Here is a 22,987-nt window from a genome sequence, read left to right on the forward strand (position 1 = left end):
CAAACATGTAGCCAAACATGACTTGACGTCCGCTTCACAGATGATTTGCCGCAGCGAAGAGAAGCTTTTGTTATCCGGTATGGGCCGATCTTTTCATTTACTGCACTAATTCTTGCACCTTTTGACGCGCCACAAGCCCGGGGGGAATTGAGGGGCACCTTTCCTCTGCGGTCATCGTGGATCCTGGCGACCCGTTGGTCCTCGCTGTCTGCCCTGTGAGGGAGGACCAGAGCAGGGGTTCACAGAGCAAACCCCAGCGTATATGTGCAGGGCGAAAAGTGCCGCGTGTAGGGCATGTTGGGAAGAAAGCATGGGCGGACAGGCAACTTTGGAGACGGTCCTCAGTGCGGTTGCGCGGCAGATGGGGCAGGGGACGGAAGACCTGACCCCGGAGACAGTGCTTGGCCCAGAAGGGCTAGGCATCGATTCCATCGGGCTTCTCGAACTTTTGCTCGGGATCGAGGCTGAAACTGGCCTGCCTTTGCGCAGTGAAACCCTGACCGCGGACGCGCTGGCCACTATCGGGCACCTGGCGGCCTATTTGGATGGTCTGGCGCATGACTGACCCCGCCTATTCGGCGCCGCATCACGCAGGCGCGATGGGATCGCTTGTCGAAAAGCTAGACTGGCTGCGCGAGCACGCACGAGAGCGCCAGCCTGACGCCCGGCTGGTCGACTGGGGGCGCCGTCATCTTGACCTGACTGGGGATGACCTTGCGCCCTGGGTTGCGCGCGCCTGGTGGGGCATTGCTGCTGGTGAGTTGTTGCGGGTCTACCTCTACACTCGGAAGCAGCGGCACGAGGCTTTGGCCCTTCTGGAAAACCCGGACTGGTCCGACATTGAGCACGCGCAGGCGTCGGGCGGCGTGATCCTTGCAGCCTCTCATCTGGGGCCACCAAAGTTTGGCATGAATGCGCTTCTGACCCGATCTGGCAACCCCCTCATCTTGACCAACCGCCGGGATATGCCGGACTGGTTGCCCGACCTGTCAGATCTGCTGATCGACCCGGCCACCGCTGATCGGGCGCAGATCATGCTGCGGGCGGCGCTGCATTTGCGGCAGGGCGGGCTGGTCTATGCCGCGCCCGACGGTGGCTTCAGCGGAGCCATCATTGAGCTTCAGGCCTTCAATCGCAGCTGGCGATTTTCGCCGGGTCTCGCGGCGCTCGCGCGTATTATCAGGCGACCCGCCTTCACGACACTCGCGCTCTGGGAGGGGAACGCAATCCGTCTTCGGACGCGACCGGTTCCGGCCCCCGATGATGACTTGCCCCCAGATGCCTGGCACCGCGCCTGGATCGAGAGCCACTGGCAGCACGCGGCAGAAATCATACGCTCCTCGCCCGAGAATTTGCGGTTTCTCTGCAGCATGTTCCGCAAGGAATTTGGCACATGATCTGGCAGGCGTTTCTCGCCCGTGCCGCCGAAATCCCTGACCGGCCGGCGGTGCTGTGGGACGGGGGGCGGCTAAGCTATGGCGAAATGGTCGCTACTGTACGGGCGCGGGCGATGCCGCTTCCCGAGGCAGGCGATCAGGGCGCGGCGCGCGTTCTGCTGACACAGGCAGAGCCGCTCGAGTTGCTACTTAACCTTCTTGCCTGTTGGAGCCGCGGTCTGGTCCCCGTCATCCTACGGGAAGGGCGCACCGCCGAAAGCATCGCAGACCTCTGTCGTTTCCTGCATCCCGCCGCACGGATGGACGGCGCGGCCGTCACGCGGATCGGGCCGCAGGTGGGGGAGGCGCCGCCCCGCAGCCTTGGCCCGAGGGACGAGGCGCTGGTGATCTGCACCTCGGGCAGCACGGCCGCGCCGAAGCTGGTCGCCCTTCCGGCCGAGGCCATCACCCGCAACGCTGCCGAGATCAGCGCCCGTCTCGGCCTTCAGCCCCAAGACCGGGTCGCGGTGCCGACGCCTCTCACCTATATGTACGGGCTGATGGGCGGCGCGATGAGCGCGCTGTGGGCTGGGGCCTCTGTGCGCCTTTTTGGCCCGGCTGCCCCGCCCACGGAAATTCAGGCGGCCCTCCGCAGCGAGGATCTGACCGTGCTGCAAGGGCCACCCTCTTTCCTGCGGCTGTTTCTGGCCTACTGGAATGGGCAACCCTTCGATGGGGTCCGGCTTGTCACCACGGGTGGCGAACAGATGAGCCAGGATCTGCCCCGCCAGCTGAACGCGGCCTTTCCGGCCTGCCGTCTGGAATATCTCTATGGGATGACCGAGGCTGGCCCGCGCATCAGCCACCGGCGAATTGATCCCGATGCCTTTGTCGAGGGGAATGTGGGACACCCCTTCGCCCATCTCGACTGGCGGATCGCGCCGGTCGACACCCCCGGCCTTCCTGCCGGAACGGGGCGGCTGCTGATCCGTGGACCCACGGTCTTTCTGGGCTACATCTGTGCCGATGGTGGCTACGAGGGGCTGGATGCGGAAGGTTATTTCCATTCGACCGATCTGGTTCGGGCGGATGCCGACGGCACGCTGCACTACGTCGCACGGCTGGACCGGCTGTTCAAATCGGGGGGCAAACTTGTCAACCCTGCTGAAGTCGAGGCTGTTCTCCTCAGTCATTCTGCCGTTGCCGAGGCGCGTTGCATCCGGCAGGCCCATCCGCTGCTTGGATTTGTTCCGGTCGCTGAGGTCGTGCTGAGAGACGGCTCGTCTTCTGTTGTAGCTGATCTGCGGGAACACTGTCGCGCGGCGTTGGAAAGCCATGCGAGGCCTCGTCAGATCGAGGTACGGTCCGACTTCCCGATAGCGCCATCCGGCAAGCAGGCAATTTCGCCTCACTGAGCTCGCCCGAGGTCTCGCCGCCATTTGCATGCCCGCCGTATGGGGTGCGCTAGCCCGTGCGCGTGGTGATCCAGTGCAACCGACCGGCAGTTGCAACGCGCCGTATGAACCGCGATAAGGGATATCGAGCGCAGCTTCTGCGTGCAGAATTCAAATTCAATATCGCGCCGGTGCATCATCGTCTGCCTGATCGCATCCGCAGCCAAGCCACGATCTGTTTCCAGGCTCTCGTCCTCTACGGCGTCATGCGCATGCCGCTGAAGGCGAAAGGCCACAGCGCAAGCCCGCACACCGCCGTACTAGGCTCCAGACCCATTGATTTCAGGCGTTTGGCATGATTGAGGCTCCGCAAGGAGACCTGATCGATGAGCAATCTTTACTGGCTGAGCGATGCCCAGATGGAACGCCTGAAGCCGTTCTTTCCCAAGCGTCATGGCAAGCCCCGCGTCGATGATCGCCGCGTTCTCAGCGGCATAATCTTCGTCAACCGCAATGGGTTGCGGTGGTGTGATGCGCCGAAGGAATATGGGCCCGCCAAGACCCTCTACAACCGTTGGAAGCGCTGGAGTGACAACGGGGTCTTCGCCAGGATCATGGTCGGCCTGGCCGCTGAGAGCGCCGATCACAAGACGATCATGATCGATGCGACCTATCTCAAGGCACACCGCACGGCGTCGAGCCTGTGCGTGAAAAAGGGGGGCGCGCACGCCAGATCGGGCGGACAAAAGGCGGCATGAACACCAAACTGCACGCCGTTGCCGATGCCACGGGGCGGCCGATCGGGTTCTTCATGTCGGCCGGCCAGGTCAGCGACTACACAGGCGCCGCGGCTCTTCTGGGCAGTCTGCCGAAGGCGGGTTGGCTGCTGGCTGACAGGGGCTACGACGCTGATTGGTTCAGAGAAGCGTTGAAAGACAGCGGGATAAAGGTCTGCATCCCCGGTCGAAAGTCCCGCAGGAAGGCCGTCAAATACGACAAGCGGCGCTACAAACGGCGCAACCGCATCGAGATCATGTTCGGCCGTCTGAAGGATTGGCGGCGCGTCGCCACCCGATACGACCGCTGCCCGGAAACCTTCTTCTCCGCGATCATGCTCGCCGCAACCGTCTTGTTCTGGCTGTGAAATTCAATGAGGCTGGACCCTAATCATCTGAAATCATTTTGCTCTGCTTTGTCAGTTTGGCGTCGGCGTGGCGCACGACACGAGCCTTTGGGCCGGTGGACTTTGCCCTTTCGTGTTTGAGGCCTTCGGCTTTCATCAACTTCAGAATTCGGGACACTTCTTTATCACTTCAAATCTGCCGCTCCGAACCATCACGGAAAATTGAACATGGGAGTGGACCATCCCGTCAATGATCCAAAAGACGGTAAGTGATCTCTTCTGGTTGTTGCGGCCGTCCGCCGACGGCTCGGGGCTCAGGTTGTTCCGCGGCGGTGACAGAGGAGGGCATTCAATTCATGATTGCCCATTACCGCACTGCCATCGCGGCGCGCCTGATCAACCCCAGAATTCGAAATTGGCCGCCGTCAGACTGTTGACCCCAACCAGAACTACAATCGCAACTTGTGCTGCACCGCCCGCGCCATCGGAATCCCAGAATAGCGTGTCATTCGCGGTGTTGAACACGAAGGTTCCAACCCCCGTAACCGTGGCCGCGGTGCCATTCACCAAAGTCAGGTCGGTGGTCATTCCGGTAATCCCGGGGGTATCGAAGGCCAGACGGTCTGCGGAGGGACCGGTGGTCTGGAAGTCTGTAATGCGATCACCATCTCCGAGTTCATCCGCCGCTTCCCAGACGAAGCTGTCACTGCCCCCGCCGCCGGTCATGGTGTCACGTCCCTCTCCCAGCCAGAACTCCTCGACACGCGCATTGCCCTTGACCCAATCATTCATCGAGGTGCCCCAGACACCTTCAATGTTTCGCGCCGTTTCGATATTGCCGTAGCCGTCATTCCTGATCTGCCCTGAGGTCAGAGTGAAGTTCACTACAATCCCGACTCCGGGACCGGCATCGCCCGTGTTGCGGTCGAAGTTGATGCTGTCGAAACCGGCTTGTCCATCGTAACTGTCAACCCCTTGCCCTCCGGCGAAGACGTTTCTGACTTGCGAACCGACAAAGCTGTCGTTGAACCGCGTCCCGGTCACCCGCTCGATATCGCGCAACGTGTCCAGATTTCCGAAGCCGTCACGGGCCGTTCCTGTGATCGAATTATTGTCGAAATTGGTTTCGAGATCGACGACGATGCCGCGCCGCCCCCCGTCCCTGGCATCCTGATCATAGCGCACCTCGTCGCGGCGATCCTCGTCGATATCACCGGAAAGCGTGAAAGTGTTCGCTCCACCGTCAAGTGTGTCGCGCCCGCGTAGCCCCATCAGGTTCGAACGATCGCGGTTCTGACCAATCAGCACATCGCTAAACCGCGATCCCTGCACGGCTTCGATATTGGACAGGGTATCGGTACCACCCCAGGGATCCTGCGCCATGCCGGTCTGAAGATTGACGATGGCCCCGCGGAAAGCGATGCCCCCCATGATGTAATTGCTTTCGGTCAGGGCATAGGTATCGAACCCGTCCCCTCCGTCGATCGTGTCGTTGCCCATGCCAGCGGTGATCCAGTCATCGCCGCCGCGCATGAAATAGACGTCATCGCCAAGGTCAAAGCCGATCACACCCTGACCATCCTCGCCCTCTGATCCGGTGACCGTGTCATTTCCGGCCGTGAGCAGACTGGCTGCGACATAAGGATTGGCTGTGATGCCGTGACCATCATCACCCACCGTGCCGAAGATGCTGGTGCAAAACTGGTCGAAGTCACGCGATATCGGATGCGATCCGAGATTGCTGTAAGTCAGGATGGCATTCCCGGACGGATCGAGCACCCGGACGCGGTTCATCGTACCGCCGACCGGCTCGCCACGGTCATAGCTGAACCCCGTGCCCGTCATTTCGACCTGAAAGCCCGCGAACTCCCCCGCGGGACCTTCAAACTCGTAAACGAAGCGGGTGCTGGTCCGTGTGATAATTGCAGCATCTGCATCCGCCCGGAACAACTGCCCAGGCCAATCCTGGAAAAAGCCGAAGGCTTCGTTGAGGGTAACTGTTGCCATGACAAGGACGCTCCTGCTGAAAATTTTCATGCGGCGCGACATGCTGGTGGTCCGCGCTGACATACAGCGCCAAGGTCCTTCAAAAAGGACGATCCGGTCAAACTGTCCAAACGGACTTATCTGGCGGTGTCATTCGTCTGGGTCCTGTTGAAGCATGGCGCGACAATCCGCGACGTCGGCTGTTGAGGTCCCAACGGGACGGTTTCGAAAATCGATGCCATCGTGCCTTGGGAGGAATTTCGCCCGGTGCTGGAGCGGGTCTGGCGCAAGGCCGAGCGGAGTGGAAATCGCGGCCTGGCGCAGGCCTGAAAACCACCAGCGTATCGGTCCGGCCGCAATCGCAGACGCAAATTCGAAGCGCACGCGGTGTTGGGCCTGTTCCTCCAGTCGGGCTACGCCCTCCTTCCGTCACAGGCCCAACACCGCGTCCCATCCTGATTGACGCTGAGTCTCAACTTGTTTGTCGCGCCGCACATATAGCGCGACAATCTGGGTGAGATGCGCGCGTCAATCTGGATGAGATTCTACGTCGCGGTGTTAGGGACGGTATCAGCCTGATTGTCGCGGAGTTGATTGACGCTCCGCGACAATCTGGGGCGTGTTGTTGATTGTCGCGAATGCGGCTGGCCTGCCACGGGATCGCTTTGCCTCCATCGCGGCGCGTCGTCGGTAGCTTTCGACGTTCATCTCGAAGATGGTCGCATGATGAACGAGCCTGTCGACGGCGGCGAGGGTCATGGCCGGGTCCGGGAAGACCCTGTTCCATTCGCCGAAGGGCTGGTTTGCGGTGATCAGGATGGACCGGCGCTCGTAACGAGTGGAGATCAGTTCGAACAGCACGCTGGTTTCGGCCTGATCCTTGGTGACGTAGGCCAGGTCATCCAGGATAAGCAGATCGAACTTGTCGAGCTTTGCGATGGCCGCTTCCAGCTGCAATTCGCGGCGGGCGACCTGGAGCTTCTGGACCAGATCGGTCGTTCTGGTGAAGAGAACGCGCCAGCCGTTCTCGATCAAAGCCAGGCCGATAGCCGCTGCGAGATGGCTTTTGCCACCCCCCGGAGGGCCGAACATCAGCACGTTGGCACCCTTGGCCAGCCAACTGTCCCCGGCGGCCATGGCCATGACCTGTGCTTTCGAGATCATAGGCACCGCCTCGAAGGCGAAGCTGTCGAAGGTCTTTCCCGGCGGCAGATGTGCCTCAGCCAGGTGGCGTTCGATCCTGCGGTTGGCGCGCTCGGCCAGTTCATGCTCCGCGATGGCAGCCAGGAAGCGCGCTGCGGGCCAGCCCTCCCGGTCGGCCGTTTCGGCGAACCGGGGCCAAAGGGTCTTGATGGTGGGCAGGCGCAGCTCGTTCAGCATGATGCCAAGACGGGCCTCGTCGATGGGATGCGCGGTCTTCATGCGAACGCCTCCACACAAGCGTTGGCAACCAGCGCGTCATAACTGTCGAGGGCGACCGGCAGCACCGAGATGCTGGGCAAATCGGCAGGGTCTGGACCGAACAGGCGACGCAGGGCCACCGGATCAGGCAGGCTGCCGGTGTCCAGCACTCTGTCCACTTCCTCGGCCAGGTCACACTCGCAGCCACGATCATGGGCAAGGGCTAAAAGGTCGACGGTGATCTTGCAGGCCATCTTCTCGGGCAGTTGGGTGGGCTGACAGCGCTTCGAAGGCACGTCGATAGGCCGGGCGCGGGAAGAGCTTGTCACGGTAGACCAGGTTCAGCAGCGCCATCGGCTTTTTGCGCAGGGCATGGATGACATGACGGTAATTGACCACCTGATCATGTCGCCCATCTGAATGGGCCCGCCCCCGGGGCAGCGTCAGCAGATGGGTGCCGCCCATGAAGACCTCAAGCCGGTCGTCATGAAGGCGCACCCGCAGACGGTGGCCGATCAGGCGGGATGGCACGGTGTAGAAGACCTTGCGCAGGGTGAAGCCTCCGGTGCTCGAGACCGTGACTATCACCTCCTCGAAGTCCGTGGTGCGGGTTGCAGGCAGGGGCTGAAGATAGGCCCGTTCCGCCGCGATCCGCTTAGCCCGCGCCGCATTCCTGCGCCCGACGATCTCGTCGATGAAGGCCCGATAGCCCGTCAGATCCAGAAAGTCGGGCGTGCCGCGCATGAGCAGAGCGTCACGGATCGCGGCCTTCAGGTGGCCATGTGCGCTTTCGATTGATCCGTTCTCGTGGGCGACGCCGCGGTTGTTCCGCGTCGGCGACATCCGATAATGGGCGCACAGCGCCTCATACCGCTTGGTCAGATCCGCCTCGGTGGCTGCATCGAGGTTGCGGAATGCAGCCGAGAGACTGTCTGTGCGATGCTGATGCGGCGCGCCACCTGCTGACCAGAGCGCATTCTGCAGCCCCTCGGCCAGAGCGACATGGCTTTCCCCACCCAAGATGACATGGGCATGTTCGAAGCCCGACCACGGTAGGCGGAAGTGGAACAGCATGTGCGCCAAGGGCTGAGCCGTTCTGGACCGAGTTTCTGCGCGATCTTGTGCGCCGCGGCCTCTCGGGTGTGAAGCTGGTGATCAGCGATGCGCATGAGGGCATCAAGGCGGCCACGGCGCGAGTGCTGTCGACCACCTGGCAGCGCTGCCGAGTGCCTTTCCAGCGCAATGCCTTGGCCCACGCCGGTAAGAGCAGCCGTAGGGTGGTCTCGGCCTTTATCGCCACGGCCTTTGCGCAGCCCGACCACGCCACGGCCAAGACCCAGTGGCTGTGAATAAAGATTGCACATGGGCAGCACCGGGATTCGCGGGGGCGGGGAGGCAAGAACATTACCAGAACACTGGCCGCGTTGGAAGACCCACTCGCTGCGCCTTGATGCGCCAAGCCGGTCAGCCAGCTCCAATGCGCTGGTCCCCGACCTACGGGTCTCGGGCGAGAAGGCGCCCTCTCACCGGGTCCTGGTCGGCCGCGCCGAGATCGGCGCCGCCTGGACGAAGACGTCGAACGAAGGCCGCGAATACCCGGGCCTGAAGCTGGACGATCCGAGCTTTGCGGCCCCGATCTACGCCAACCTTTTCGATGACGAAGACGGCGAGGGCTCGACCATTATGTGGTCCCGCCCCAACTCCCGCCGCGGCGACTGATCGCCAAAGCAAAAGGCCCCGGTTGAAAGACCGGGACCGATGGCTTCTTCCAGATCCGCGATAACCGATGTTCGGCGCCCGATGGGTCTCAGCGGTTCACATCGTCCTGGAACTGCCTGATCCGTGCCAGGATTTCGTCGAAGGCTGGAGCCTTCGCATCGAACATCATCGGAGCCATGGCCCGATAGTCGGCGCGGAGGTCCTTGATCCTCGCCTCGCTGGGCAGGAGTCGCAACGATCCGGGTTTTGCAGCGCCATAGCTTGCCCATGCTGATCGGAAGAAAATCGACTTGTGCTGCGCGACCTGTGCCAGGAGGTCGAAATCCTGCGCGGCGGCCTTCCCCTCGACGGTCTCAAGCAGCATCACGATGTCGTAGAAGTGCCGCGAGAAATACTGCGGCGTGGGTGAGCCGTCGGGCCGATGGGCCTCTGCGTGAAGTGCCGTGACCTTCTCCCAGAAGGTGCGTTGCGCGGAGAGAACGGTCACGGTTGTGTCGTGCTCCTCGAAGAAGGCGGGGAAGTCCTCAGCCGCATAGGGCCGGATCACCTTTTCTTCAGTGGGCCAGGGATCGCCTCGCGCTCCGAGTTCGAGTTTCACGCGGGGGGTGATGTAGGACATTCCGGCATAGTCGGCGCCGGTGAACGCCGCCGGATAGTGGAAGTTCACTGTCTGAGCATCGGCAGGATCGATGACCAGCGACCATTCACCCTCGGAAGGTTCTCCCAACGCGCTGACGAAGGCGCTCTGCGGGGCGGGGAGAAGCTTGGCTGCAATATGCGCAGCGACATCGACGCCCAGATCGTCGATCAGTTTCTCCGCCTTCTTTCGGCCTAGGCCTTCCTTCTCGGGGTCACGCTCGCCTGCGTATCCGAGGTCGGCGCGGTCAAATGACAGGTCGATGTCTTCGGAAAACCGCCGGATTGCGTTGTATGCCTTGGAAAGCGAAGTCCCGCCCTTGAAGACAAGGGAGGCCGTCTCGCCCTTTGGCAATGCAAAGATGCGCCTCAGGGTCCAGCAGACCCAGAAGTCCTTCTCGATGATCGTGTTGGCGACCCCGCGAGCTGCGGCGCTTTCTCCGAAGAGCGCGGCCCGTTCGGCGGTGGGGAGACGGGCGAACTTATCCACGAAGGTCGCCCAATCCGTGACCGGCAATCGACAGAAGTGTTGCGCGCATCCAGGCAGGCGCTTGAGCTGCGCTCTTGCTGAGGATTCTCTTGTCGCCATCCGACAGGGTGCGGGCGGCCACTTGTGCCACATCTGCCGCGCGGGAAGCCCCTACATGGCGCAGCGCCTGAACGACGGTTCCGGCTGGGCTGCCGGGCGCAATCAGATGCTTGGGCGAGGCATGGCGAAGGTCCACGACGCGCTTGCCCAGCACGACGCGCCGGGAGGGGCCATCGGTGAGCCAGGAGCTTTGTGCGGCAACCTGCGTCGAAAGGCCGAGCGCGTTTGCAGCGCGGGCGCCATCGATCTGCAGATGCGAGCCGGTTTCCCGGGCGAGGGCCTGTGCCACATCATCCGGCGCAGGGGACAGAGGCCCCAGTTTGGGGTGTAGCTTCGGAAAATCATAAAGCCCGCGGGCAAGCCTTCGCAGTTGGCCGGACTTCGCCAGACGCGAAAGTGCCTGGTCGACAGCGGCCCGGGCGGCGATGTCGAGGAAATCGCGCGGCGTGAAGACGCTGCCGCGTCCGTTTGCACGGACACGCTTCATGACCCGATCGGCAACAGAGGAGGATGGCGTCATCATGTGTCAGAAAATAGGCTATATTTTTCTGACAATCAAGTGTGGCGATCTTAGGCTTGGATGAGTGAGGCGTACGGGCAAAAGCGTTCCAGCAATTGAATATGGCACATCCCGGCAGGGCCGGGACCGGGCTCTGGTCGAGCCGACTGGAGCCTGCCGGGCAGTCTCCCCCCATCCGGGTAACGATCTCTTGCGCGACGGCCAGTCTGGCCGGAAGGAAAACGGTGCCGACAGGTTCGGCGCTTCCGCCTGATGCCAGAGATTTCCAGGTGGCGGGCAGGCCCGCCGGTATTCATCAGTTGCAGCGTTCCGCTGTTACTTTCTGGCCTGAAACCCACCGATCTTTGAGACCCGCATGGCGGCAGGGCTAGCGAGCGGTGGGCATCCTCGGACGGGGCAGGGGCTCCAGTTCTGGGTCGAAGCCCCATCCCCCGCTTCCATTCGCTGACCTTGGTCTGATCCGTCTCTTTGACACTCAACCCCGATTTCCCATCAGGCTGGGGGGGTCGGCTACGCGGGCGTGCCGCCCTCGCGGATTCGGCCCCGAACAGAAAGGACTGGGCCAAACGCACGAGGGTGATTGCAGATCCGGTCAGACACTTCGGGCGCCTGTCGCGCGGGGGATGGTCCTCTGCCCTCAAAGATGGGAGCCGCCCCCATGTCTTGGAAGGATGCCACAGCTTACGCCGCCAGCCGGGCATCGTGGCTCTGCGGCATTGACCCGATAGGGCTTTGGGTACGCACCACGCGCTGGCACAAGCTGGTCCGCTGAACATGCCTTTCCGGGTTGGATGCGGTCTATCTTGATGGACTGCCGTCCTGACTATCCGGCCGGTCATGGTCATGGTCATGGTCATGGTCATCGCCAAAGCCGATGGCAACCGGCTGCAGGAACGGTGAGGGCGATGTGCGCCCTCATTATGGTCCTTGCTTCGACCAAAGTTCCGAAGCGGTCTTGACTGGCTGAATTTCTGGCTGCCGTTCTTCTTTGAGGAATCTGTCCCCGCCAAATGGCGTGGCGCCATCTCAGTCTCGAGGTTTACCTCTGCGCCATCCAGCGCCGGAGCTTGCGCGGCAGGGGCCGCAGGACCGCCCCGAGCAAAAGACCGACCGCGAGAAGGACGAAAGAGGACGCCCGGGTCTGCAAGGACGTCAGGTGATCCGTGGTAAAATCGGTGACGGTCAGGGGGCCGTGCGTCGGCACGTCCGGGGCATCGAGCCAGAGCGGGACATGGCAGGCCCGTCTGCCTTCCGGGGTCACGACGAACCCGGAGCCACCGGGTGTGCAGGCTTCAGACATATTCTGGTCCAGATTTCCGTTGGAAGTCAGCAGGCTGATCCAGGTCACCGCATCGGCACGCGTGGCAAAAGCGGCGAACCGGGTTTCCAACTCGGCGGTGTCGTGACGTCCCCAGATGTATCCGCCGGTCCCTGTGACTAGCGTGACGAAGGCCAAGGTCAGCACGAGGCGCTGCGCGGTGCGGCGATGAAGGGTCCTTTCGAAGCGCGGCAGGGCGGCCTGCAGCGCCGCCGTCGTATCTTGGGCCACCTGCTCGGCAATGGCCTGGCGATCTGCCTTGGCGGCGCGGGCGCGCGCGGCCTCGACCTTGTCCAGAGCGGACTGAACAGCCCGGTCAAGTTGCCCAGGCAAAGCCGCCATCTTGGCGCCGAAGCTGTCCATCCGGCTTTCCTGGATCGTATCATGGGCAATCTGGAGGCTCATCGGATCATCGGGCGACCAGCCCGCTCGAAAGACCCGGTCCCAAATTCTGGCCTCGAGCTCTTTCTCGAGGGGAGCGTACCCCTCGAGAAGATGTGCCAGCCGCGTCTGCTTCACTTCGGGAACCATGGTTAGAGCCCGATCAACTGGCGCACATCGGCGGTCATCGCTTCGTCGAAATCCTGGCGGAAAATGCTGATGCGCTGCTGATCGATCAGCGAGAGGCCGCGATCGCGGCAGGCTTGCGCGAAGGGGAGCCCCAGATCTTTGAGCAAGACCATCGTGCGCTCGTTCAAGGCGGGCAAATGCATCTCGGCCCCACCGTTTTCGAGGAGGCGCTGGCGGGTCTTGCCGCCCCGCATCTCGCCTTGTCGGTTGGTGTATCCGTACCATACGGGGAAATCCTGATCGCTGCGATTGCCTTGCATGTTCAGGACCGCAATATGGCGGAAATAGGCCGCCAGATCGCCAAGATCGTCCGTCAACTTCATATGACGTGCGACGGATTCGATGGTGCTGATGTCCGGCGTCACGAGGTGAAAAAAGACAACGCAGGTCTCACAGTCCCGCAAGGCCCGGGCGAAATTCCGCAGGCTGTCCCGGTCGGCGAAGAGCCGTTGAAGCTCGACCAGGGCGCCGCCCGCCACGTCGTGCAAGATGTGCTGATGGCCAAAGTCCAGCGAATTGATGAGCTCCGCCCTGCTTTCATCGCGGATGTTGTAACCGGCCACGCCCTCCAGGGCGTCCTGCTTGTCCAACTTGCGGCCGTGTTCATCTCGCCGGGCATGCATGTCGCTCAGCGACCCGATGGCGCCATCAGCATCATAGGCAGCGGTCGGGATGCCGTGGTCGCGCATGTTATCGAGGAGGGCGCAGGCAAAGGTACTCTTGCCGCCCCCGCCCTTGAGGCTCGTTGTGAGCATCAGATAGCTCTTGAAGGATTTCATCTCGGTTTTGTCCTTTACAGGTCTCGATCTGGATTGCGGTTGACGGAGGATCGCGCCGGGGGCGGCGACAGATCCGGGCGGGTCGGCGTACTTTGCTGTGCACCGAAGTGGGCAGGGGCAGACGGCAGCGGTTTTTGGGGCAGGGGCCGCATCCGGGACGGCGCTGCGCGCCCCGCGTTCCCAGGTGCATAGAGAGCGGCGTGGATTTCCTTGTCCGTCGGATCGGGATTGCCCTTGGCCCGCAAGGCGGCTTCGGCAATGCCGATCATACGCGCGTAGTTGCGCAATGTTCCTTCCGACAGATTGACACCTTCCTCTTCCAGGAGGCGGGTCAGCGCGGCCCAGGACAGCCCCCGCAATCGCTGTTCGGCAATCACACACCGGGCTTCGATGATCTTGAAAATGGTGGCGGTAGCCTTGTCGGGCTCCAGGTCTTCCGCCCGCATTTTCAGCCGTTCGCTCAGGGGTCGTCCGCGTTCCATTCGTGGTATTCTCGTCGGCATTTCTGGGTGTTCACTTGCGCAACATGATGCCGGAAAAAGGGTCTCCTCCAAATATAAAATCGTGCAACGCATTGATAATAAATAGTTTTGCGTTTTCGCGAGTCGCCCTTACGCTGGGCGCATTGGGGCGCAACCCCGAAGGGTTTGGCATGATGCAGCGATCATGCGGAGATGTTGACCCGCGCTGCGCCACCAGGGTCTCACCGATGCAAAACTGTGCGGTCGATGTGCAGGGTTAATGCAATTTTGATGCATGCTGATGTGGGGGAAAGACGTGCTTGTGCGGTTCGGATCGGCCACCCTGGAGCAAGACACCTCGCACCACCGGGGTAAAACTCCCCCCTGAACTGGACCTATTGGCTATGGCGCGGCCCCGGAAAGCTGCTGATGACATGCGGACCCGCTGGGACGCCCTCTATGTGACCAAGGCCGAGCGCGCGGAAGTGACCGCTGCGGCGGAGAGGGCAGGGCAGTCGGTTAGCCAGTATTTGCTTGCGGCACATCGCGGCGCGCCCCGCAACACATCCTCCGAAACCGTTCGGATCATGCAGGCTCTGGTGATGGCCGAGCGGCAATTGGCATCTCTTGCCCGCCAGATCCAACACCAAGAGGCGGCCATGGATGCGCTCCTGCTGCAGGCGCATCTTGTAGCGATCGAGCGGGCGTTTCGGCATGTGGCCATGCCATGGTCGCTCGTCCTTGATGATGCTTGCGATCATGGCGCGCCGCCATGCTGATGAGCTTTTCGAAATATGCGAAAGATCCTGAGGGGCCGTCTGCCCAAGACGCCGTGGAATACCCATCCGCCCATGCCGTGCCCAAGCCGACGTTTGGGGGTGTCATCATGGTACGCCGCGATCCGGTTCCAGAAATCCTGATGGGCGATCCGGCCCTGGCGCGCGCCGCCATTCGCATGGCACCCGGCCAGTTGAAATACCGGTCGGCCGTGCTGACCTTCGCGACCGAAGATGTCGATGTCGCCGCGTTCAACCGGGGCGATCCTTCGGCACGCGGTGCGATCGATCTGGCTGTGGGGCTTTGGTGCGAGATCGCCTTTGCCGGCGTCCCGCCCCGGTGTCGACCCCCGGTCTTTGCTACGACGCACACGCATCTCGGCCGGCTTGAGGTCAATCTATTGGTGGCGCGCTGGGTAACGCGACCCGACGGGTCCCTGCGGTCCTTCAATATCGATCCGCCGGGTCCGGCAAGCCGCGCCATGTGGGATGCGTTCGAGGATCTGCTCAACTTCCGTTTTGCCTGGGCGGATCCCCGCGATCCGGCGAGGCGCCGTCTCGTGCATGTCCCCGACTGGCATATCAAACAGCAAAAGACGGCCGAACGCGCCGGAGACATCTGGACACCTGACCTGCGGTCACAGCTGGTCACCGAGCTCTCCGACGCCGCTTCTGCGGGCCATCTCTGCAATCGCGCGACAGTCTTGGCACATGTGCGGGACCTTTGTCGGCGCCACGGACTGGTCCTGCATGGCGTCGGGCGAGATCACATGACAATTACCGCTCCGGGTGCCCCAGCCGCGCAGCGGATCCGCCTGACGGGTCGGATGTTTGCCGAGGATTTCGCCGGCGCTGGGGTCGTTCCTCCCGAGGCGGTCGCCGCACGTGCGGCAGAGTTGACCTCCGCGAACACGCGGCTTGAAACAGCCTGGCGCAAACGCGCGCTATTCAATGCGAGCCGCTATGGTCTGGGGGCTTGGCCGGAGCCGGGTTTCCACGCGCGCGACTGGTCCGCCGGGCCATTGGCTTGGCCCCCCCGATGGATTCCCGCCAACCGTCTGTCCCCCATATCCTTGGAACCCGCCCATGCTGCAGCCGCCACCGACTTTGACCGCGATGGAGCGTCAGCTCCTGCAACAGATTCAGACCCTCTCGCAGTCGCTTTTGGCGCGGGTATCGGAGCAGGACCTCAAAATCGCGGCTCTGGAAGCGGAGGTTCGGGCGCGCGACGAGGCGATCCACAGCTTGACCGATACGCTCGGACGCTTGCTGGGCCCGCCGGCCCGGGCCGAATTCTCGCCGCGTTGACGGTGCGGTTTCTGGCGGTCTTGCCGCGTCTGGGTGCCCGGCTGAGCCTGCTGCGGTTCGCGCGCGCCATCCCTGATAGCCTGTCCACCTTGCCGCGACTTGTCCGAACTCTGGAGATCCTGAATGCAAGCCTTGCCCGCCGCGAACATCGCGCCAAACCTGTCGCAGGCCCAGTTCGATACCCTGACGACTATGGTGGAGAGACTGATGAGCCTGATCCTGCCGCTGCACCAGTTGCTGGAGGCGCAGGAAGGGATGGACAGCACGATCACGGAGCGCATGGAAGCAATGATGCATTCCCTTGGTACGATCGCGACGAGCTTGCAGACCACGGCCGAAGCCATGTCTCAAATGCTGGACCAGGAGACGTCGGTGTCCACCTTGGCGGAAGCAGTGCAGAAGATGGAGGTGCGGATGCGGCAGCAAGCATTGGGCATCACCGCCATCGACCAGAACATGAAGCTTTTGATCGATTGGCTCGGCGCTCCGCTCCCCCGGGCAGCCGGGCCGAATTCCTGAGGAACCTGCGCCAAGTCTGCGCGCGGGCTGCCCCCGGCCGTTCCATCAGTCTCAGGATCTTGCAGGCAGATGGCGCGCAGGCCGCCCTGAGTTCTTCAGAATATGTGCAGGGTAGGGAGATCCATATCCTCATGTCGCCGGGGGAATACTGTTGTCTCAGCGGACCCGCTGACGCGATGGCGATCCTGGGCGCGCATATCGTGCCGGATGCCCCTGATGCCGGAGATCCAGATACCATGAGCGATCTGGACCATTCGTCCGGGCCGGATATTTTTGGTTAAACGCCGCAAGACCGTATTTCTGCGGGTAAGTACAAGCCTGTGGACAACGGGTCCAACCCGGCTTCGCGGGTGTGTCCTCGTGGGGTAGAATAGGCAGATCATCCGATCCCTCTTACCCTGGGTACGCCAGCAGCGTGTCACGCCATTTCTCCTTCGACTGTCACGAGGACTACACCGAGGCAGCACACATAGAAGCCCTGCTGCTCCTGCGCGGCGGGCGGATTCTTGACGCTGCCTCTGGTGTTGCGCTCGCTCTTTTGGATGAACGCCCGGTCGTCGTCCGGTTGGAAGGGCGACGGTCCGGCAACTACGCCCTGCTGTCGAAGACCGGCCCAGGCACGATCAAGCAACTGTCCGACCAGCAATTTCTCGAGTGGGCGGAGGCCGACGGAGGTGCGGCCTCCGCGCGGCCGGATCAGCAGGTGGTGGATCTTGCCGAGGGCGAAGCACGCTTGTGCGAGGTCATGCAGGCGATCCAGGACGAGGTGGTTCCGCAAGTTTCTGCACTGATTGCCGCGCGCGCCCAGGAGCTTAACGCGACTGAAGAGGGCAGGGAGACCAAGCCTGAGCCCCCCAGCAGATCCGCCTGCTTCGAGGCACTGGCGGCGTTTTTCGCCATGGGCGGGTATTCTGGATCTTTTCCAGCCATGGCCGGGATCGTTCAGGGGCTGCTGAAAGATGTCCCCGGCATCACCCTTGATCTCCTTCCCGCTGTAACCGGATCTGCGGATTCTGCCACAGCGCACCTCGCCCTCGCCACGCCAGGTACCGGAAAGACCCGGTCTGTCGTGGGTCTGATCGACGCTCTCCCCACTGAGGCGGTCGTGGCGGTCTTCCAACCCACTTTGAAAAAGGCCGATGAATTTGCGCGGGATATGGCGGCATCGTCCCGCCCCGTCCATGTGTTTCGGGGCAGGGGGGCGCCTGTGCAGGAGGGCGCGAGCGAGCGGATGTGCCGACGTCACGCGGCCGCTGCAGAGCTGGCTGGGAAAGGGTATCCCGTCAAATCCATCCTCTGTGGCAGCTCGGAGCCCGGAGCGGTTGCCATCTGCCCGCATGCCGCGGGGTGCGCCTATCTCGCCCAGATGAAGACGCTGAAAGATCACGTCGGAGGCGGTGTGTTCATCCTGACGCATGCCAGCCTCACGCAGCTGCCCGCCTTCCCTGCGCCGCATCTTGTCATCATTGATGAGGATCCGTCCGCGAGCTTGCCACAAGCTATTACAATCCAGGTCGAGGCGCTGGGGATGGCAGCGGACTGGGCAACCCTGCTACCGGACGATGGCGATGAGCCCAAACCGCGAAAGTCACTGCAGGAGTGTGACTGCGCGGTATCTGACGAGACGGACGACGCAACGCCAAGCTCGGTAATGGACCTGCTCGAGAGGCTGCGCGATGGCTTGGCTTGCCCGGCTCCCTTGCAGGAAATCGCAACGAGCATCATGGTCGAAGAAATTGAAGCTGCGCTGAAAATGCTGCGTGGTCTGGAGCGCAAGCTGCGCGGCGGGCTCAAGCCGGGCCTTCCGGAACAGGCCTTGCGAGAGCATCTCGCGGTCACGGCCTTGCCGGACCTGCAATCCCTGCTGGTGGTCCTTTCTGCCATCCTCGAGGAAGTCCGGCTGTTCGTTTCCGGGGTGATCGACCGGTCCGACTTCAACGGGCTCAGCTTTCGCAGGGACGCGACTGGCGAACTTCGATCCATCACGGCGCACCGTCTTGCGCGGCCCGCGATCAAGGCTGACGTGCCGATGATCGTGCTCGACGGGACGGCCGATCCGGTTCTGGTGGGTCGGGCATTGCGGCGGCGGATGGTGGTGTCAAAGATCGATCTGCGGCGGCAGGGCGAGGTCGTGCAGTGCATTGGGCGAGGGTTCGGCACCGGATCTCTCGTTCCGATCCCAGGGTATCAGGTTTCGGCAAAGATAGCTGCGGAACGGGAGCAGCTTTGGCAGGGGCTGGACACAGTCTTGAGGCGGGAGGTCGCAGCCGCGCCTGCAGGCGTGCTGGTGGTGTCCACGCTTGCCGTCGACGAGGAGGCGCGGCGGCGGGGCTGCTGCGACGACCTTCTGGGGATGCCTCTGGCATGGACCCACTTCGGCGCCGTGCGTGGTATCAACGCTTTCACCAACCGGCAAACGATCATCCTGATCGGACGCAAACAACCGCCCGCTTCTGCCGTCGAGGCGATCGCCCGGGCTTATTTCGCACTCGATGCTCGACCGTTCGATCTGGGCGACGGGAGCTATGATGTCCGCCGCAGAGCCTTGCAGGACAAGATGGGCAGGGCGCATTCAGTGACGACCCAGGTGCATCTGGATTCTCGGATCAACAGGATCCTGTGGCAGGTGCGCGAGGCTGAAGTCATTCAGGCCCTCGATCGGGTCCGGGCCGTCCGATTTCCCCGAAGGGTTCTTCTTCTCAACGCACTGGACTTGCGCAGGCTTGATGATGATCCCGCGACCGAGGAGCTCGGTGTACCTGCTGACCGGTGCATGTCTTGGCCGGAGATTCGTAATGGTGGAAACCGGGCTGAAGCCGTGCTGGAGGCCAGCGGTGGCTTCCTGCCCGTCGCGCCCAAGGCGCTGGTGCAGATCGCTCCGGAAATATTTCCCAGCCTCGAAGCCGCGAAAAAATGGCTGCAGCGCACGGATATTTCCGAGGCGCTGGTCCATCATGCCGAACATCTGACCTATCTGCAGGTTCGACCCATTGGGCAGCGGGGGAAGCCATGGCCTTTGATTGTTGATCGGCGGCGGCAGAAGAACCTTTCTGCGGCCCGCGCAGACTTCGAGGCCATGATCGGCATGGAGATGGCAGTTTGGCAAGTGGATGACGGCAGTCGGCTTTGATCTCGTTGAGGGAAGAGGCTGCTAGCTCGGACGCGCCTCTGATATTGGCTGCCCGCCCATCCGGTTTTGACAGGGACAAATGCCTTAAAGAAAAGGGGCAGTCGACTGGAAGACGCAAGCACTGACGGGAAGCTCACCGGGCACCGGTCTTGTCCAGGGCAGTTCCGCTGACCATGTCAGCAAAAATCTGCGCTGCGGCGCCGCGCTTTATGGCTGCATCGGCACCCCGCCGGATTTCGCGCCGGTGCTGTCGCTCTACGGCAGAGTGGCAATGGTGGCAGAGTTTCCGGCTGGCAGCACAGTGGGTTATGACCGCACCACCCGGCTGGCCCGCGATACCCGGCTGGCCAATATCCCGCTAGGCTATGCCAATGGCTATCGGCGGAGCTTTTCCAATCTCGGGCAGGTGCTGATCCGCGGATGCCGCGCCCCGGTGATGGGCAAGGTGTCGATGAATGCCATCATGGCCGATGTCACCGACATTCCTGCAGTGCAGGGCGGCGATGTGGCGGTGGCCTTTGGCGCGCAGGGCGCAGAGGCGATCGCCGCCGCCGAGGTGGAGCGCATCTCGGGCCGCGTCCTGGCCGATCTGTTCTGCAGCTGGGGCCGGTTGAACGACCGGCTCTGCCTGCACGGGGGCAGCTGATGTCAGACCGAGCTGAGCAGAATGCTGGTCTCGCTGTTGGTGATGCCCTCGATGGTGCGCACCTCGCGCAGCACCCGGTCGAAATCATGCAGGTTTTCGGCCCGGAGCTGGGCGACGAGATCCCATTTGCCATTGGTCGTGTGCAGCGAATGCAGTTCCGGCATGCCGCGCAACTGGCGAATGACTGCGGTGGTCGACCGGCCATTCACCTCGATCAGCATCATGGCGCGGATGCTGTTGTCGCTGTGATCCTCGCGCGCGCGGATGGTGAAGCCCAGCACCGCGCCGGTATCCAGCAGCCGGTCCAGCCGCGCCTGCGCGGTGGCCCGCGACACGCCAAGAATGGTCGCCAGATTGGAGATCGGCACCCGCCCGTCTTCGCGCAGCATGGCGATCAGTCGGCGGTCAAGGTCATCAAAGATGTGCATGACAAACTGTTAGCCGAAGCCGGGCAAATTGTACAGTTTCGGCGCGGCTTTCAGTAATAACCACAATTTATGCCAACTATCGTCGGAAGCTATCCTTTGCCGGAGCTTCCGCAACCGGAGAAGATCCATGCAAGCCCAAGCGAAAATCTGCCAGACGGTGCCCTATCTCGGGGTCGGGAACATGCTGCGCCTGCTGGCGCATCAGGGCCTTGAACCCACGATCCGGGGCATGGCGGCCTATATCGAGGAAGATTTCCGCCGCTGGCCGCTGTTCGACAAATGCCCGCGCGTCGCCAGCCATTCGGCGGAAGGGGTGATCGAGCTGATGCCCACCTCGGACGGCACGCTTTACGGGTTCAAATATGTGAACGGCCACCCGAAGAACACCCATGACGGGCTGCAGACCGTCACCGCCTTCGGCCTGCTGTCGGATGTGGCCACCGGCTATCCGCGCTTCCTGTCGGAAATGACGATCACCACCGCGATCCGCACCGCCGCAACCTCGGCCCTGGCGGCGAAATATCTGGCGCGGCCGGATGCGCAGGTGATGGCGATGATCGGGCTGGGCGCGCAATCGGAATTCCAGGCGCTGGCCTTCCGCGCACTTTGCGGCATCGACAGGCTGCGCGTCCATGACATCGCCCCCGCGGCGACAGCCAAGTTCATCGCCAATATGGCGGATCAGGGCCTGACGATCACCGCCTGCGCCTCCGCGGCCGAAGCGGTGCTCGGCGCCGATATCATCACCACGGTCACCGCCGACAAGCTGAATGCCACGGTGCTGAACGACAACATGGTCGGCGCGGGCGTGCATATCAACGCGGTCGGTGGCGATTGCCCCGGCAAGACCGAACTGCAGGCCGATATCCTGCACCGGGCGGCGGTTTTCGTCGAATTCCCCGAGCAGACCCGGATCGAGGGCGAGATCCAGCAGATGGCGCCGGATTTCCCGGTGACCGAACTCTGGCGCGTGATCGCGGGTGAATTGCCGGGGCGCACGAGCCGCGACCAGATCACGCTGTTCGATTCGGTTGGCTTTGCCACCGAAGACTTGTCGGCCCTGCGCTATCTGCGCGATGTGGTGCAAGGCACACCCTTTGTTGAAGATATCGACCTTGTGGCGGCCCCCACCGATCCGCGCAACCTCTACGGGCTGATCCGCGCCGCCGCCCCTGCCCCCCTGATGGAGACCCTGTGATGACCCCGACCCGTTCCGCCGCGTCCAGCGTTCAGGCCCCGCGCGGCGTGGTGATGATCCGCCCGCACCACTTCACCCCCAATCCGCAAACCGCAGTGGACAACGCCTTTCAGGGCACCGATTCAGCGCGCAGCGCCCGCGCAATTGCGCAGGCCGCATATGACGAGGCAACCAAGGCCGCTGAAAGCCTGCAGGCCGCCGGGGTGCGGGTGCATCTGTTTGACGACGCGGGCACCACCACGCCGGATTCCTGTTTCCCCAACAACTGGTTTTCCACCCATGCGGGCGGCCATGTCGCGATCTATCCGATGTACTCTCCCAACCGGCGGCTGGAGCGCCGGGCCGATGTGATCGAAATGCTGAAGCACAATTACCGCGTTCAGGACGTGATCGACTATTCCGGGCTGGAACAAGACGATGTGTTTCTAGAGGGTACCGGGGCAATGGTGCTGGACCATGTCGAGCGTGTGGCCTACGCTGCGCGATCACATCGCACCAATGAAGTGGCGCTGGAGCGGTTCTGCACGCATTTCAACTTCGAACCCATTGTCTTCGATGCCGCGGATGGCGCAGGCAAGCCAGTCTATCACACAAATGTGCTGATGTGCATTGGCACCGGCTTTGCGCTGATCGGGCTGGACACGATCCGCCTGCCCGCCCGCCGGGCAGAAATCGAGCAACGCCTAGCGGATAGCGGTCGCGATATCCTGGACCTGTCGCATCGCCAGATCACGGAGTTTGCCGGCAATGCCATCGAACTGACCGGCGATCAGGGACCAGTCCTGGCGATTTCGGCCCGCGCGCTGCGGGCGTTGGAACCGGACCAGAAGGCGCGGCTGGAAGCCCATGTAGCGCTACTGCCGCTGGATATTCCCACCATCGAACTGGCAGGCGGATCCGTGCGCTGCATGCTGGCGGGTGTTCACCTGACCCCGCGCCCAAGTGCCCGATGACGCGACTTCTCTGCCATGATCAACCCGCAGAATCCGAACTTTCTCCATGGACAAATCTGGCACTTCGGGCTGAGAGGCGGATGAGAGCAGCAATTTATACGTGCGGCTCGGCACAATACGTTTTGACCGAACTGCCGGCACGTTGAGCCGGATTGCC

20 protein-coding genes and 3 pseudogenes are annotated in these 22,987 nt (G+C 62.6%); 14 read left to right on the plus strand and 9 right to left on the minus strand.

Annotated elements, in window-relative coordinates; all coding sequences use genetic code 11:
* Positions 1-310 precede the first annotated feature (310 nt).
* From IE101_RS15290 to IE101_RS15310, 5 genes and pseudogenes are all read left to right on the plus strand, one after another.
* Entirely contained in the window at positions 311-565 is a 255-nt protein-coding gene (locus IE101_RS15290; RefSeq protein WP_189634706.1) for a phosphopantetheine-binding protein, read from the plus strand.
* The gene (locus IE101_RS15295) at positions 558-1,397 is read left to right on the plus strand and encodes a hypothetical protein (protein WP_189634707.1); all 840 of its coding nucleotides are present in this window, start codon (positions 558-560) and stop codon (positions 1,395-1,397) included. The genes IE101_RS15290 and IE101_RS15295 overlap by 8 nt, the downstream gene beginning before the upstream one ends.
* Positions 1,394-2,791 (plus strand): class I adenylate-forming enzyme family protein, encoded by a 1,398-nt coding sequence (locus IE101_RS15300; protein WP_189634708.1) that lies wholly within the window; start codon positions 1,394-1,396, stop codon positions 2,789-2,791. Before IE101_RS15295 ends, IE101_RS15300 begins: the two co-directional genes overlap by 4 nt.
* Before the next feature lie 111 nt (positions 2,792-2,902).
* Positions 2,903-3,090, plus strand: a pseudogene (locus IE101_RS15305) (IS1634 family transposase); the annotation flags it as partial.
* Positions 3,091-3,156: 66 nt separating this feature from the next.
* A protein-coding gene (locus tag IE101_RS15310) for an IS5 family transposase (RefSeq protein ID WP_189634710.1) occupies positions 3,157-3,914 on the plus strand; the annotation gives its coding sequence in 2 pieces (ribosomal slippage) (positions 3,157-3,481 and positions 3,481-3,914; 759 coding nt in all).
* 375 nt (positions 3,915-4,289) lie between these two features.
* Here the strand turns inward: IE101_RS15310 and IE101_RS15315 are convergent.
* The 3 genes and pseudogenes from IE101_RS15315 to IE101_RS15325 all read right to left on the minus strand — a co-directional run.
* Positions 4,290-5,942 carry a calcium-binding protein gene (locus IE101_RS15315; protein WP_189634711.1) on the minus strand — a complete coding sequence of 551 codons (1,653 nt, stop codon included), beginning with the start codon at positions 5,940-5,942 and terminating at the stop codon, positions 4,290-4,292.
* Positions 5,943-6,449: 507 nt separating this feature from the next.
* The gene (gene istB, locus IE101_RS15320; protein ID WP_189634712.1) at positions 6,450-7,301 is read right to left on the minus strand and encodes an IS21-like element helper ATPase IstB; all 852 of its coding nucleotides are present in this window, start codon (positions 7,299-7,301) and stop codon (positions 6,450-6,452) included.
* Positions 7,298-8,369 (minus strand): annotated as a pseudogene (locus IE101_RS15325) (Mu transposase domain-containing protein); the annotation flags it as partial. The pseudogene IE101_RS15325 and the gene istB, both read right to left, overlap by 4 nt.
* Between IE101_RS15325 and IE101_RS15330 the strand changes: the two are divergent.
* Positions 8,366-8,623: pseudogene (locus tag IE101_RS15330) on the plus strand (transposase); the annotation flags it as partial. The pseudogenes IE101_RS15325 and IE101_RS15330 overlap by 4 nt on opposite strands.
* 19 nt (positions 8,624-8,642) lie before the next feature.
* Positions 8,643-8,999, plus strand: coding sequence for a DUF736 domain-containing protein (locus IE101_RS15335; RefSeq protein ID WP_189634713.1), 357 nt, complete (start codon positions 8,643-8,645; stop codon positions 8,997-8,999).
* 88 nt (positions 9,000-9,087) lie between these two features.
* On the opposite strand, the gene IE101_RS15340 is transcribed toward IE101_RS15335, so the two are convergent.
* The 5 genes from IE101_RS15340 to IE101_RS15360 form a co-directional block, all read right to left on the minus strand.
* Positions 9,088-10,125 (minus strand): nucleotidyl transferase AbiEii/AbiGii toxin family protein, encoded by a 1,038-nt coding sequence (locus IE101_RS15340; RefSeq protein WP_189634714.1) that lies wholly within the window; start codon positions 10,123-10,125, stop codon positions 9,088-9,090.
* Positions 10,118-10,711, minus strand: a complete 594-nt coding sequence (locus IE101_RS15345; protein ID WP_189634715.1) for a DUF6088 family protein — start codon at positions 10,709-10,711, stop codon at positions 10,118-10,120. Before IE101_RS15345 ends, IE101_RS15340 begins: the two co-directional genes overlap by 8 nt.
* Before the next feature lie 1,072 nt (positions 10,712-11,783).
* A complete protein-coding gene (locus IE101_RS15350) occupies positions 11,784-12,593 on the minus strand; it encodes a hypothetical protein (RefSeq protein WP_189634716.1) in 810 nt (269 codons plus the stop codon).
* Positions 12,594-12,595: 2 nt separating this feature from the next.
* Complete coding sequence (locus IE101_RS15355; RefSeq protein WP_189634717.1) at positions 12,596-13,411, minus strand: P-loop NTPase family protein; 816 nt, start codon at positions 13,409-13,411, stop codon at positions 12,596-12,598.
* Between the two features lie 14 nt (positions 13,412-13,425).
* Positions 13,426-13,893 carry a hypothetical protein gene (locus tag IE101_RS15360; protein ID WP_189634718.1) on the minus strand — a complete coding sequence of 156 codons (468 nt, stop codon included), beginning with the start codon at positions 13,891-13,893 and terminating at the stop codon, positions 13,426-13,428.
* 413 nt (positions 13,894-14,306) lie between these two features.
* On the opposite strand from IE101_RS15360, the gene IE101_RS15365 reads away from it, so the two are divergent.
* The 5 genes from IE101_RS15365 to IE101_RS15385 all read left to right on the plus strand — a co-directional run bounded on the left by IE101_RS15365 (position 14,307) and on the right by IE101_RS15385 (position 20,251).
* Complete coding sequence (locus IE101_RS15365; RefSeq protein WP_189634719.1) at positions 14,307-14,651, plus strand: plasmid mobilization protein; 345 nt, start codon at positions 14,307-14,309, stop codon at positions 14,649-14,651.
* A 1,083-nt stretch (positions 14,652-15,734) separates the two neighbouring features.
* The gene (locus tag IE101_RS15370) at positions 15,735-15,956 is read left to right on the plus strand and encodes a hypothetical protein (protein ID WP_189634720.1); all 222 of its coding nucleotides are present in this window, start codon (positions 15,735-15,737) and stop codon (positions 15,954-15,956) included.
* Positions 15,957-16,079: 123 nt separating this feature from the next.
* A complete protein-coding gene (locus IE101_RS15375) occupies positions 16,080-16,475 on the plus strand; it encodes a hypothetical protein (RefSeq protein ID WP_189634721.1) in 396 nt (131 codons plus the stop codon).
* Positions 16,476-16,890: 415 nt separating this feature from the next.
* Positions 16,891-19,605 (plus strand): hypothetical protein, encoded by a 2,715-nt coding sequence (locus IE101_RS15380; protein WP_189634722.1) that lies wholly within the window; start codon positions 16,891-16,893, stop codon positions 19,603-19,605.
* A 244-nt stretch (positions 19,606-19,849) separates the two neighbouring features.
* Complete coding sequence (locus tag IE101_RS15385) at positions 19,850-20,251, plus strand: alanine racemase C-terminal domain-containing protein (protein WP_189634723.1); 402 nt, start codon at positions 19,850-19,852, stop codon at positions 20,249-20,251.
* Between the two features lie 2 nt (positions 20,252-20,253).
* On the opposite strand, the gene IE101_RS15390 is transcribed toward IE101_RS15385, so the two are convergent.
* Positions 20,254-20,679, minus strand: coding sequence for an Lrp/AsnC family transcriptional regulator (locus tag IE101_RS15390; protein ID WP_189634724.1), 426 nt, complete (start codon positions 20,677-20,679; stop codon positions 20,254-20,256).
* 127 nt (positions 20,680-20,806) lie between these two features.
* Here IE101_RS15390 and ocd point away from each other — a divergent pair, with 127 nt between their 5' ends.
* The gene (gene ocd / locus IE101_RS15395) at positions 20,807-21,877 is read left to right on the plus strand and encodes an ornithine cyclodeaminase (protein ID WP_189634725.1); all 1,071 of its coding nucleotides are present in this window, start codon (positions 20,807-20,809) and stop codon (positions 21,875-21,877) included.
* Positions 21,877-22,830, plus strand: coding sequence for a citrulline utilization hydrolase CtlX (gene ctlX, locus IE101_RS15400; RefSeq protein ID WP_229804221.1), 954 nt, complete (start codon positions 21,877-21,879; stop codon positions 22,828-22,830). The genes ocd and ctlX overlap by 1 nt, the downstream gene beginning before the upstream one ends.
* Positions 22,831-22,987: the final 157 nt, after the last annotated feature.

Origin of the sequence: Gemmobacter lanyuensis, from assembly GCF_014652355.1 — a bacterium.
Taxonomy (GTDB): Bacteria; Pseudomonadota; Alphaproteobacteria; order Rhodobacterales; family Rhodobacteraceae; genus Gemmobacter; species Gemmobacter lanyuensis.

Coding starts and splice junctions, on each gene's coding strand:
- IE101_RS15315 (WP_189634711.1), bottom strand. CDS start 5,942: ATGTCGCGCCGCATGAAAATTTTCAGCAGGAGCGTCCTTGTCATGGCA.
- IE101_RS15345 (WP_189634715.1), bottom strand. CDS start 10,711: ATGAAGCGTGTCCGTGCAAACGGACGCGGCAGCGTCTTCACGCCGCGC.
- ctlX (WP_229804221.1), top strand. CDS start 21,877: ATGACCCCGACCCGTTCCGCCGCGTCCAGCGTTCAGGCCCCGCGCGGC.
- IE101_RS15350 (WP_189634716.1), bottom strand. CDS start 12,593: ATGGTTCCCGAAGTGAAGCAGACGCGGCTGGCACATCTTCTCGAGGGG.
- IE101_RS15370 (WP_189634720.1), top strand. CDS start 15,735: ATGCTGCAGCCGCCACCGACTTTGACCGCGATGGAGCGTCAGCTCCTG.
- IE101_RS15365 (WP_189634719.1), top strand. CDS start 14,307: ATGCGGACCCGCTGGGACGCCCTCTATGTGACCAAGGCCGAGCGCGCG.
- IE101_RS15355 (WP_189634717.1), bottom strand. CDS start 13,411: ATGAAATCCTTCAAGAGCTATCTGATGCTCACAACGAGCCTCAAGGGC.
- IE101_RS15390 (WP_189634724.1), bottom strand. CDS start 20,679: ATGCACATCTTTGATGACCTTGACCGCCGACTGATCGCCATGCTGCGC.
- IE101_RS15290 (WP_189634706.1), top strand. CDS start 311: ATGGGCGGACAGGCAACTTTGGAGACGGTCCTCAGTGCGGTTGCGCGG.
- IE101_RS15335 (WP_189634713.1), top strand. CDS start 8,643: ATGGGCAGCACCGGGATTCGCGGGGGCGGGGAGGCAAGAACATTACCA.
- ocd (WP_189634725.1), top strand. CDS start 20,807: ATGCAAGCCCAAGCGAAAATCTGCCAGACGGTGCCCTATCTCGGGGTC.
- IE101_RS15295 (WP_189634707.1), top strand. CDS start 558: ATGACTGACCCCGCCTATTCGGCGCCGCATCACGCAGGCGCGATGGGA.
- istB (WP_189634712.1), bottom strand. CDS start 7,301: ATGAAGACCGCGCATCCCATCGACGAGGCCCGTCTTGGCATCATGCTG.
- IE101_RS15360 (WP_189634718.1), bottom strand. CDS start 13,893: ATGGAACGCGGACGACCCCTGAGCGAACGGCTGAAAATGCGGGCGGAA.
- IE101_RS15300 (WP_189634708.1), top strand. CDS start 1,394: ATGATCTGGCAGGCGTTTCTCGCCCGTGCCGCCGAAATCCCTGACCGG.
- IE101_RS15375 (WP_189634721.1), top strand. CDS start 16,080: ATGCAAGCCTTGCCCGCCGCGAACATCGCGCCAAACCTGTCGCAGGCC.